General features: G+C 57.7%; 8 protein-coding genes. 4 read left to right on the forward strand and 4 right to left on the reverse strand.

The features are described 5' to 3' along the window. Nucleotides 1-285 precede the first annotated feature (285 nt). Nucleotides 286-3,414: an efflux RND transporter permease subunit gene (locus ACEQU8_RS00320; protein ID WP_370260668.1), complete on the forward strand. Its 3,129-nt coding sequence runs from the start codon at nt 286-288 to the stop codon at nt 3,412-3,414. After that, complete coding sequence (locus ACEQU8_RS00325; protein WP_370260669.1) at nt 3,411-4,535, forward strand: efflux RND transporter periplasmic adaptor subunit; 1,125 nt, start codon at nt 3,411-3,413, stop codon at nt 4,533-4,535. Before ACEQU8_RS00320 ends, ACEQU8_RS00325 begins: the two co-directional genes overlap by 4 nt. Nucleotides 4,536-4,553: 18 nt before the next feature. Here the strand turns inward: ACEQU8_RS00325 and ACEQU8_RS00330 are convergent, their stop codons facing one another. Together ACEQU8_RS00330 and ACEQU8_RS00335 are read right to left on the reverse strand one after the other, a co-directional pair. Then, nucleotides 4,554-6,473, reverse strand: coding sequence for an alkaline phosphatase D family protein (locus tag ACEQU8_RS00330; RefSeq protein ID WP_370260670.1), 1,920 nt, complete (start codon nt 6,471-6,473; stop codon nt 4,554-4,556). A gap of 79 nt (nt 6,474-6,552) precedes the next feature. Then, nucleotides 6,553-7,188 (reverse strand): hypothetical protein, encoded by a 636-nt coding sequence (locus ACEQU8_RS00335; RefSeq protein WP_370260672.1) that lies wholly within the window; start codon nt 7,186-7,188, stop codon nt 6,553-6,555. Nucleotides 7,189-7,314: 126 nt separating this feature from the next. Here ACEQU8_RS00335 and ACEQU8_RS00340 point away from each other — a divergent pair, with 126 nt between their 5' ends. Both ACEQU8_RS00340 and ACEQU8_RS00345 read left to right on the forward strand, forming a co-directional pair. Next, complete coding sequence (locus ACEQU8_RS00340) at nt 7,315-7,809, forward strand: MarR family winged helix-turn-helix transcriptional regulator (RefSeq protein ID WP_370260673.1); 495 nt, start codon at nt 7,315-7,317, stop codon at nt 7,807-7,809. A 108-nt stretch (nt 7,810-7,917) separates the two neighbouring features. After that, nucleotides 7,918-10,065, forward strand: a complete 2,148-nt coding sequence (locus ACEQU8_RS00345; protein ID WP_370260674.1) for a TonB-dependent receptor — start codon at nt 7,918-7,920, stop codon at nt 10,063-10,065. Between the two features lies 1 nt (nt 10,066). Here ACEQU8_RS00345 and ahpF read toward each other — a convergent pair whose 3' ends face one another. Beyond that, nucleotides 10,067-11,653 (reverse strand): alkyl hydroperoxide reductase subunit F, encoded by a 1,587-nt coding sequence (ahpF, locus tag ACEQU8_RS00350; protein ID WP_370260675.1) that lies wholly within the window; start codon nt 11,651-11,653, stop codon nt 10,067-10,069. A gap of 78 nt (nt 11,654-11,731) precedes the next feature. Beyond that, the coding region (locus ACEQU8_RS00355) for a redoxin domain-containing protein (protein ID WP_370260677.1) at nt 11,732-12,141 on the reverse strand (410 nt) is incomplete at its 5' end.

Genomic DNA, 12,141 nt, shown 5'->3' on the forward strand with positions numbered 1-12,141 from the left:
AGCCGCATGGCAGCCAAAAAGGGAGCAGGCATTTCGGCAATGGCCACCCTGTAGAACACAAAAGAAATGCCCCAAATCATGGACAGCAGGATCAGGCGCATTACGCTGGCGCGAGTCATGGTTTTCATCAACTGGTGAGGCAATGCGCAAGTATGCTTAAATTGCGCCTGGCTGTGAGCGTATCTGTGTTTGCATTTGCTCGATTGTTAAAAAAATTGAACAAATTGCATCTCGCCCGCTCCAACGGGCCTGTTGTATCGGCTTGCGCAGTAAAAAGGACAAACAATGTGGTTGGTGAAGTACGCATTGCGAAGACCCTATTCCATGGGGGCTTTGGCCATCTTGGTGCTTATATTTGGCTTGTCCACGCTGCGGCAGTTGCCGGTTGATATTCTTCCCGAAGTAAAAACCCCTGTCATTAATGCGGTGTGGACCTACCAGGGGTTAAGCGCCCGCGAAATGGCCAGCAAAATCACATCCTTCTCTGAGCTGGCCCTGCTCAATAACGTTGACAATGTGAAGGAAATTTCCTCCCAAACCACCAATGGCGTGGGCTTGGTGCGCATTGAATTCCAACCCAATGTCGAAATTGACGTGGCCTTGTCCCAAGTGGCCTCGGTGTCCCAAACCATTTTGCGGCGAATGCCCCCGGGCACCAGCCCACCGATTGTGGTGCGCAACAACTTGTCTAGCCGCCCCATCATGAGCATGGTGGTGTCCTCGGACACACTCAGCCAAAGCCAGTTGGCCGACTATGCGCGTTTGCAGTTGCGTGGCCAAATACAAAGTATCGGTGGCATGCGGCTCACCTTGCCTTATGGTGGAGCCATTCGGCAAATCATGATTGACCTCAAGCCCGACGCCTTGCCGGCGTTTGGTTTGTCTGCGGCCGATGTGGCGCGCGCGGTGCAGCAGCAAAACCAGACCTTGCCCTCAGGCAGCATCCGTGAGGGTGAGCGCGACATGCAAATTACCGTGGACGCGGCCCCAGAAAGCGTGGAGGTGTTTGAAAACCTGCCCATCAGCGCACGCGATGGCCGGGTGGTCAAGCTTCGGGATGTGGCCGATGTGCGCGATGGTGGGGCCTTGCAAACCAACCTGACGCGGGTGGACGGCAGCAGCGCTGTGCTGGTCAGCATGATCAAGATTGGGGATTCCTCCACCACCGAGATTATTCGGGAAGTAAAGCGGCGTCTGCCCGACATTCAAGCCTCAGCGCCGCCTGGCGCAGTGGTTACGCCCATTTTTGATCAATCCGTGTTTGTGCAAAGCGCGGTGGACTTGATCGCCAAAGAAATCCTGATTGTTGGCGCCTTGGTGGGCTTGGTGGTGTTTTTGTTTTTGGGCTCGCTGAAGTCTAGCCTGATTGTGCTGGTGTCCATTCCATTGTCGCTCTTGGTGGCGGTGGTGGCCATTGGTCTGACAGGCCACACCCTGAACCTGATGAGCCTGGCGGGCCTGGCCCTCGCGGTAGGTATTTTGGTCGACAACGCCATGGTCGAAATTGAAAACATCAACCGAAACATCGGCCTGGGTTTAAGTGCCCCACAGGCGGCACTGGCGGGTGCCCGGCAGGTGGCTTTTCCGGAATTTGTATCCACATTGTCCACCTGCATCGTGTTCACTCCCATCTTTTTGCTGGAGGGCATTGCGGGTTATGTGTTTGAACCCCTGGCCATCACGGTGATTGCGGCTTTGGCGGCCTCGTATTTTTTCTCCCGCACGGTGGTGCCCACTTTGGCGGCTCTTAATTTAAAGGCTCACGACCAACATTACCGCGGGTTTGATCGCCTTGAAGCCGGCCTGGACCGCTTGGGCAATGGCCTGGCCAATGCACTGCCAGGCTTGCAACGCAAATGGCCATGGGTGCTTGGGGCTGTGGTGCTGCTGGTGGCTGGGGCGGGGGCGCTGCTGGCCAATAGCCAACAACAGTTTTTTCCGCGCACCGACGCGGGTTTGTTAAAACTCTATGTGCGTGCTCCCGCAGGCACACGCGTGGAAGAAACCGCCAACAAGTTTGCACAGGTTCAGCAAACCATACGCAACACCGTGCCGGCCAATGAACTTAAGCAGGTGGTCGAATTGATCGGCCAGCCCGACCCGGTCAACATGGCTTGGGTAGACACCATTGCTGTGGGCGGGTTTGATGGCGAAATGTTGATCGAGTTGAACCCCAAAACCGCGAGCACCTTTGATTACCAAGCGCGGCTGCGCGAGGCGTTGGCCCAAGCCCACCCTGGGTTTCAGTTTTTGTTTTTGCCTGCAGACATCACCAACCAAACGCTGTCGGGCCTAACCCCGACCTCGGCCGAAATCCGGGTCATTGGTCGCGATGTGGCGGGCAATATGGCGATAGCCAAAGACATTCAACAACGCCTGCAGGCCAACCCGGATGTGACCGACCTCATGGCGCGGCAGGTGAGCAACCTGCCCGAATACGTGTTCTCGATCGATCGCGACCGCGCCTTGCAATTGGGGGTGACGGCCAACGACGCCTTGCAGACCTTGCTGGGGGTGTTGGGTACTGGGGGCACGGTGTCTCCGTCGTATTGGTCCGACCCACGGGCCGGCATTTCTTATGTGGTGCAAGTGCAGGCGCCTTTGCAGCAAGTCAACAGCGTGGAAGACCTATTGCGCGTGCCGGTGAGCACTGCCCAGGGCGGCACCATCCAGTTGGGCGCGGTGGCCACCATCACGCCGCGCACTGTGCCTGCCACCATCAACCGTTCTACCCTGGCGCCGGTGAACAGCATATTGGCCAATGCACCGGGTGCAGACCTCAAGGGCTTGTCACAGGCCGCGCGTGAAGCGGTGGCCGAGGTGGAACCCCGCTTGAAGCCAGGCAACCGCATCGACATCAAAGGGCAGGCCACAGCCATGACCGATGCCTTTGCAGAGCTGGCCACAGGGTTGTTGGGTGCGCTGGCCCTGATTGTGTTGGTCATGGTGTTCAATTTTCAGTCGTGGGTGTTGCCGTTTGTGGCGCTCAGTAGCTTACCGGTGGCCTTGTCTGGCGCGGTGGCGGCCTTGTTCATCACCGGCACACCCATTAGCGTGCCCGCGCTCATGGGGCTGATCATGACCATGGGCATTACCACAGCCAACAGCGTGCTGTTGACTTCATTTGCGCGAGATGCGTGGCTGGCCGGTGCAAGCGCTTGGGATGCTGCTGTGCAAACGGTTCGCCAGCGCATTCGTCCCATTTTGATGACCGCGCTCACCATGGTGGTGGGCTTGATCCCCATGGCCACAGCATTGGGGCAAGGGGCTGAACAAAATGCGCCACTTGCCCGGGCTGTGATCGGCGGGCTATTGACTGGTTCGGTGGCCACCCTGTTGGTGGTGCCCCTTGTTTTTGCGTTTGCCCTGCGGCGTGCAGTGCCCGGCAAACCCTTGGTGGAGGACGAAGCATGAAAAAACTCACATTGGCCACCGGCCTGGCCTTGGCTGGGCTTGGGGTGGCGGCGCTGGTGTATTGGCCCAGCGGCGAGGTGCAGGCCAACCGACAGGCCGCATTGCAGGCCGGCGCTGCGGCCGATGGCATGCCACGCGTGAATGTGGTGAGCCCCAAGCCTTTTGAGGCCGACAGCATGCTGCAGTTTTCTGCACGCATGGCCCCCTCTGAGGAGGCCAGTTTGTACGCACGCAGTGCAGGGTTTGTGCAGGCCCGGCGTGTGGACATTGGGTCGCAAGTCAAGGCCGGGCAGGTGTTGGCCACCATTTCCGCCCCCGAGCTTGAAGCTTCTTTGGCCTCGGCCCGCGCGGCCGTGCTGCAACGCGAAGCCGAACTGATGGTGGCCAGCCGCAATCTGGCGCGAGCCCAACCCTTGCGGTCTGCTGGCGCAGTGTCGGCCCAGCAGCTTGACGAGCTGCAAGGCCAGGAGGAGGTGGCCAAAGCCAATGTGAAAGCAGCGCAGGCCGAGGTTATGCGGCTACAAACCGAAGTGGCCTACCTCACCGTAAAAGCTCCATTTGATGGCGTGATCACCGACCGGCAAGTGGACCGTGGCGATCGAGTTGGCCCTGGCGACACGCGCCATTTGTTTCGCATCATTAATGCTGAAGTGATCCGGGTGCAAGTGGATGTGCCGCAACCCCAGTTGTTTCGTGTAGACACCAGTCGGCCCGCCAAGCTGACCTTGGCCGAGCGCCCCGGCGTGCCTATTGATGTGCGCTACAAAAGGTCTGCCCAAGAGCTAAACGCGGAATCTGGCACGGTGCGCATTGAGTATGAGTTTGACAACAGCAAATTGGGCTTGCCAGCGGGTTTGACTGGCACCCTCACCGTGCCTTCACAGGGGGCGGGCAACAGCGTGACTGTGCCCGCCAACACGGTGACCTACCGCGATGGCGGGGCCACCGTGGTTGTGCTTGACGAAAACAATGCCGTGCAGTTTCGCAAGGTTAGCCTGGGTAAAAACATGGCCACCAGCGTGGAAGTGGTGCAGGGCCTAAGCCCGGCAGACCGTGTGGTGATCAACCCCAACGCCTTGCTGAAGCCCGGGCAGGTGGTGCAGGCGGGCGACCCGGCCTAGTGTTGCTGGGGCAAGCAACTAGTGGGCTTCCTGCTCGGCCCGCGTTTCAAAGTGAACGGTTTGCCCATCATTGAGCAACTGCACCATGCGCGTTGGGGCGCCGTGTTCGTCCAGCTCAAGCAGGCCAATTCCGCTGCCGTTGACCAGCCTTTCCCCGCGGTCTGCAACGCTGGGTTTGCGGGGCACCACGCGCATACGCCGCCGTTTGGTGAACCAGTTCAAAGGAGACCACGGCGCATACAGCCAGCGGTTTAGGCGATCCAGAACATTCAGAAGCCCGGCAGGGAATTCGTTGCGCAGCCCACTGCTGGTGATTTGCCAAATGTTCGGGCTGCTGGCTCGGCCACGCAACTCCACGTCATAAACAAACGAGTAATGCACGTCGCCAGACAGCACCACAAAGTTGTTGGGGGTTTTGCCGTGGCGAAACAGGTTCAACAGGGTGCTGGCTGCGCCGCGGTGGGCCATCCAGTTTTCTGCATCCACCATCAAAGGTTTGCCAAACCAGGTGAACACTTTTTGAATGGCCTCAATCAGTTTTACGCCAAACATGGGCGCTGGTGACACCAGCACCACTGCATGGTGCCCAATCAATTGCTGTTGTAGATCGCTCAACGACTCCCAGTCCATCAGGCCCGAGGGGTGAGCTGGGTTGAACTCTGAGCGCCAGCGGTTGGTGCGTGTGTCGACCACCATCAAAGGCGGCTGCGTGGGCCAGGTGTAACGCCAACCGCGAACTGCAATCAAACGGTCGATGAGTTGGTCGTGCGCCGGGCTGCCGGGGCGCTGCAAGGCGCGGCGTGCGCTCATCAGCATGTCGGCTGGAAATTGCTCTGGGGCATTGCCCCAGCCCTGGCACAGCACATAGGCCAGCAAGGCGTTGCCCACAATGCGCTTTGAAAAAGGGTGGCCATAAGCGGTGTCTTCCCATTCGGCGCTTAGGTTCCAGTCATCGGTGATGTCGTGATCGTCAAACATCATGGCCACGGGCAGGTGGGCCATGGCGCGCTGCACTTGCTCCAAGGTGCTCACAAATTGTTCAATCGCTGCAAGTTGGTGCTCGTAGCGGTCCTCAAACTGTATGGGAACGCTGTTGGGCATGGTGGTGCTGGCATAGCGCCAGGGCAGGGGGGACCACACCAGCAAATACATGGCCAAGGTTTCGGCCAGGGTAATTAAGTGGTTGCGCGCATTGTCGGTGGTAAACACCGGCTTGCGCACGCCTTTGAACAGCACCGTTTGTATGGCGCGGTCGGCTTTGGTTTTGGGCAGCAGTTGTTCGCGCTGGTAATAAAAGGGGGTGTCGTTGTGCAAGACTTCGCCACACGGCACCTGGCTGCCGGGCAGGGTTTCGTCGGGCAGGTCCAAGGTTTTGAGCAAACTGTGAATGGCCACCAGCATGGGGCCTGCCACGTCGTCGGTGTAAATTTGGTCGCCACTGAGCACCAAGGCCGCGGGCCAGGCTGACGGGCTGTTCAAATGCTCTTGCAAGTACTGATCGGCCCGGGCCAGGCCATCACCGGCGGGGCTGCCTTGTTTGCGGCCAAAGTGGGGTTTGCGGCAAGAGCCGTGCAGCACAAGATTTAACCTGCTTTTAATGACAAACCCAAGCTGGCTTTTACCGGGGTAGAGCAGGTGAGGATGGGCCTGTGCCACCGACATCCAGGCCTGTTCCGCGGGCGCTTGATAGCTGAGGTCGTAGGCCACCCAGGTATCGGTGGGCAGGGGCACTTCAAGCGGCAAGTCGATGAGGTGGATGAAAAGTTTTTCGCCCACCGGCAGGGTGTTGCACTGCGTGTGAATTTCATGGACCTGGGCATCATGCCCGGCAGGCATCAGCGAAAGCCGCCATTGAATCGCCTGCGTGGTGGCAAGCCACAGCGTAAGGCGATTGGGTTGCATGCGCCGCAAAATGGGCCCCGCCAACAAAATGCTCATGAGTAAACTGCCTGTGGATGGTCGTAATACGTGAGATTTTTAGAACGTTTGGCGCGGCCCTGCGTGCACAACTCGCGCGCTAAAAGTGTTTGCACCCCGCTTCTGCAGCCTGTTTGCTGCCCGCCTGGTTCACACAGGCTTTGAGTGCTGTCAGGTTGGCAAGGTTCCGGCAATAGGGCACATCAAGCAGCTCTTTGGGCTGGTGGTGGCCACAGGCATAAAAGGCGGTTACGGTCAGCACTTCTTTGCCTTCAAGCCTCTTGCAGGCGGGCTTCAGCGTGCTGCCTAGCCATTGCTCATAGGTGGATTTATCGGCTTCAAACGCGGCCTTGTCGGCATTGAGTTGATCGGTTTGTTGGTTGAACAGCTCCACATCGCTGTTGAATTTTTCAACTTGTTGGGCTGATGGCTTTTTTGTGTTCATGGATTCACGGGTTTTGCTCAGAGCCTCACGCCGGGTTTTTAACAGTTGGTCAACGCCACGCAGTTCGTTGGCGCGAGCCTCCAAGGCCTGAAAGCGCTGTAAGCCTTCCGCCTCCAGGGTGAGGCAAGCGCGCAGTTCAGCTTCTTCAATCAGCTTGGAGGCCGCAGGGGTTGACTGTGCCCAAGTGGATTTACAGACTGTAAACAATAGTAAAAAGTATAGAGGCTTGTAAAACGTGCGTTTCATGGGGTGTTGGTTCAATTCACGGGCCTTTATGCTAGCAGAAGCCATACACATCAAGCCCTTGGCTTCATCGGTCAAATGCCTACACCTTAAAAACAGAATAGACATTACGACACCTTGCATGGAATAATCGAGCAGTAAACGTTCGTAAGCACATCCAAGGTGCATTAGTCCATGAGCCAATCCAACCGCCTCGCCCTCGAAGATCAGCTGTGTTTTGCGCTGTACGCAGCCACCAACGCCATTGTGCGCACTTACCGACCCATGTTGGCCGATCTGGGGCTAACTTACCCGCAGTACTTGGTCATGATTGTGCTTTGGCAGGGCGGCACATGCACAGTAAACGACATTGCCGACCGCCTATGCTTGCCGCCCAGCGCCATTTCGCCATTGCTGGATCGCCTGGAGCAGGCAGGTTTGGTTCAGCGCAGCCGCGACCCCTCAGACCGGCGCACGGTGCTGGTCAGCGCGACGCCGGCAGGCGCCAAGCTGGAGGCGGGCGCTGCGCAGGCGCAAGCCAATGTGGTGTGCCGCACGAAAATGGCGCCTGCAGAATTTGCCGGCTTGCGGAGCACTTTGCACCAGTTGATGACGCAACTTAGCGAAGACCCAAGCCAGGGCGCCGAGCCCGCCTTGAACCCCAGCCCAGCCGGAGCAGCACCGGCGTGACTGAGCCCTTTGTTTGAGGGTTTTGTAAATGCAAATGATAATAATTTGCAATAACAAATAATTTGCCTATAATGCAGGCCTTGTTGATGTTTCAAGGTTTGCATTGCCATGTCCTCTTTTCCTTTTCAGTTCACCGCAGTGTGCATGGGCACGCTGTTCCATTTGCACGCATTGGCCAACGAGCAGCCTCCCGCCCTTGATGAAGTGCGGGTGAGTGCCAGTGCAGATGCATCCGCCCAAGGCTTGCCCGAGCAGCGCCCCGGTGGGCAGGTGGCCCACGGCGCACGCATGGGCGTGTTGGGCAACCAAAGCAGCCTAGACACGCCTTTCTCTGCCACGGCTTACACCAGCAGCTTGATTGAAGATCAGCAGGCGGCCAGTGTGGCAGATGTGTTGCAAAACGACCCAGCTGTGCGCGTGGCGCGTGGCTTTGGCAATTTCCAGCAGTTGTACCTTGTTCGTGGTTACCCAATTTATTCCGATGACATGGCGTACAACGGTTTGTATGGCTTGTTGCCAAGGCAGTACCTGGCCAGCGAGTTTATTGAACGGGTGGAGGTGTTTCGCGGGGCCAACGCATTTTTGAACGGTGCGGCACCGGGTGGCAGTGGCTTGGGCGGTGCCATCAATATCGTGCCCAAGCGCGCGCCCAACCACGATTTAAACCGCGTGAGCACAGGCATACAGACAGGCGGTGAGGCTTTGTTGGCCGGTGATTTTGCCCGGCGTAGCCAGGTTGGTGACACCGGGGTGCGGTTGAATGTGGCCAAACGCAAAGGTGACAGCGCCGTTGAAGGTGAGGCGCGTAACCTGGACATGTTTGCCCTCGGCCTGGATCATCGCATTGGAAAGCTGCGTTTGTCTGCAGACGTGGGTTACCAAAAGCATCAATTAAAGGGCACCCAGCCCAGCATCACGATTGCCAGCGGGTTGGCCGTACCCCGTGCGCCCGATGCCTCTAAAAGCGTGGCCCAGCCTTGGACTTTTTCCAACGCCGAAGATGTGTTTGGTACGGTGCGGGCCGAGGTCGATGTTAATCCGCATTTAACCGCGTGGGCAGCTCTTGGCCTGCGTGAAAGCGAGGAGGCCGCACGCTTTGCCAACCCCACGGTGAACGACTCCAACGGAAATGCATCGGCATTTCGGTTTGACAATGTGCGTGAAGATTCCGTGAGCACAGCCGAGATCGGCGCCCGTGTGCATTTTACAACCGGGCCAGTGGCGCACACGGTGAATACTTCGGTGAGCACGTTCAAGCTTGAATCGAACAATGCCTTCACCTTTTTCAATGCGGTCAACTACAACATTTACGACCCGCAAGCCCAGCCTTTACCGGGCACGGTGATTTTCCCCGGGGGGAATTTAAACAACCCGCTAAAAACCTTTGAGACCGAAACACGCAGCCTGGCGGTGGCCGATACCATGGGCTTGATGGATAAGCGTTTGCTGCTCACCTTGGGTGCACGTCACCAAACCATTCAAGGCACCAACTTCAATAGCAGCACTGGCGCCTTGGTGGATGCTTACGATGAAAGCCGCGTGACCCCGGTGGGTGGCGTGGTGTTTAAGTTCAATCAAGATGTGTCCTTGTTTGCCAACTACATTGAGGCGCTTGTGCAAGGCGGGGTGGCGCCGGCCACCTCGGGCGGGGCGGCTGTGAGCAATGCGGGTCAAATATTCAAGCCGTACGTGACCGAGCAGGTGGAGGCCGGTGTGAAGTGGGAGCTAGGCCAGCTGGGTGCAACAGCCAGCGTGTTTCAAAGTGAACGCCCAATATACGCCGTGCAGGGGGGTGTATTTGGCGAAGTGGGTCAGCAAGACAACACAGGGCTTGAGCTGAGCGCATACGGCCTGGTATTCGATCGTTTGAAGGTGTTGGGTGGCATCAGCCTGTTGGATAGCAAAACCAACACAGGTCGCGATGCCATTGGAAGCCCAAGCACCCAAGCCAACTTAAACCTGGATTGGCGTTTTGAGAAGCTGCAGGGCTTAAGCGCAGAGGGCAGGGTGGTCTACACCAGCAAACAATTTGCAGACGCAAACAACCAGCAAGAGGTGCCTGCATGGACAAGGCTAGACCTCGGGGTGCGGTATGTAATGCCAGTGGGGCAAAGCCAGGCCCTCACATTGCGCGCACGCCTGGACAATGTGACCAACCGCGATTACTGGGCTTCTGCAGGCGGGTTTCCGGGGGCCGGTTACCTCACAGTGGGGGCGCCACGCACCCTCACCGTGTCGGCCTCATTAGACTTTTAAATCATTGGCGGATGAGGTGGTCAAACGCAGCCAAGGCTGCGTTGGCCCCTTCGCCCATGGCAATAATGATTTGCTTGTAGGGGGCGGTGGTGCAGTCACCAGCGGCAAACACGCCGGGCATGCTGGTCTCGCCTTTGGCGTCCACCACAATTTCGCCGTAGCGGCTTAGCTCAAGGCTGCCTTTCAACCAATCGGTGTTGGGCAGCAGGCCAATTTGAACAAAAATGCCTTCCAGTTCCACGTGGTGCAGTTTTTCGGTGGCGCGGTCTTTGTAGCTTAGCCCGGTCACTTTGCTGCCATCGCCGTTCACCTCGGTGGTTAAGGCATTCAAGATCACCTTCACATTGGGCAGGCTTTGCAGCTTTTTTTGCAGCACGGCGTCGGCCTTCAGCTTGGTGTCAAATTCAAACAAGGTCACTTCTTTTACGATGCCGGCCAGGTCAATGGCAGCTTCTACACCGCTGTTGCCACCGCCAATCACAGCCACACGTTTGCCCTTGTACAAAGGGCCATCGCAGTGCGGGCAATAGGCCACACCCTTGTTGCGGTACTCGGCTTCGCCGGGCACATTCATTTCGCGCCAACGTGCCCCGGTGCTCAGAATCACGCTCTTGCTGGTGAGCTTGGCGCCATTTTCAAGGGCCACTTCCACGCGGCCACCGTCTAAACTTTTCAGGCCTGCGGCGCGTTGAAGGTTCATGATGTCCACATCGTACTGTTTGACGTGCTGTTCCATTTGCGCAACCAGCTTGGGCCCTTCGGTTTCCTGCACTGAAATAAAGTTTTCAATGCCCAGGGTGTCCAGCACCTGGCCACCAAAACGCTCGGTCACAATGCCGGTTTTTACGCCTTTGCGCGCTGCATAAATGGCAGCGGCTGCGCCTGCTGGGCCACCGCCCACAATCAGCACGTCAAATTCGCCTTTTGCATTCAGCTTGGTGGCCTCTTTTTCTGCGGCACCGCTGTCCAGCTTGGCGACAATTTCTTCCAAGGTCATGCGACCGCTGCCAAATTGCGTGGTGCTGCTGCCCTGCTTGGCGTTATCACGGCTGCCCTGAAACACGGTGGGCACAGCCATCACCTTGCGTTCTTCCACCAGCGGCTGGAACATGCCGCCATCAATCATGGTGTGGCTAAATGCAGGGTTTAGCGCTGCAATGGTGTTAAAGGCCTGCACCACGTCTGGGCAGTTGTGGCAGCTCAGCGAAATGACGGTTTCGAAGTGTGCACCGCCGGCCGGGGCCTGCAATCCCTTGATTTGTTCGATCACTTCTGCGTCCACTTTTGGGGGGTGGCCGCCCACATGCAGCAGGCCCAGCAGAAGGGAAGTAAATTCATGCCCCATGGGCAAGCCGGCAAAACGTACGCGGCCTTCCTCGCCTTGTTTGCCAATCGCAAACGATGGTCGGAGGTTGTAGTCGCCATCCAGACGCACGCTCACTTTGTCGGAGCACTCTGCGATTTCTTGCACCAGTTCTTCCATGTCGCGGGCCTTGGCGCTGTTGTCCAGCGAGGCCACCAGCTCAATGGGATGGCGCAGCATTTGCAGGTAGGTCTTGAGTTGTTGCTTGATATTGGCTTCTAACATGGGGTACTCCAGATTGTTCTTCTTGAAAAACCGCCCCCTCGTGAGGGGCGGCTTGTACTGCGGATATAAGCGTGTTGCTTAGATCTTTCCAACCAGGTCCAGCGATGGGGTCAGCGCTGCGTCGCCTTCTTTCCACTTGGCTGGGCAAGCCTGGCCAGGGTTCTTGGCGATGTACTGGGCTGCCTGAATTTTGCGCTTCAGCTCAGAAGCATCGCGGCCAATGCCCAGGTCGTGCACTTCCATCACTTTGATGATGCCGTTGGGGTCCAGAACGAAGGTACCGCGCAGGGCCAGACCTTCTTCTTCAATCATCACGCCAAAGTTGCGTGTAATTTGACCGGTGGGGTCACCAATCATTGGGAACTTGATTTTGCCGATGGTCTCAGTGGTGTCGGCCCAGGCTTTGTGCACGAAGTGCGTGTCGGTCGACACAGAGAACACTTCTACGCCCATGGCTTGCAGTTCTTCGTACTGGTCAGCCAGGTCGC

It is taken from the genome of Limnobacter sp., from assembly GCF_964228395.1.
Classification (GTDB): domain Bacteria; phylum Pseudomonadota; class Gammaproteobacteria; order Burkholderiales; family Burkholderiaceae_B; genus Limnobacter.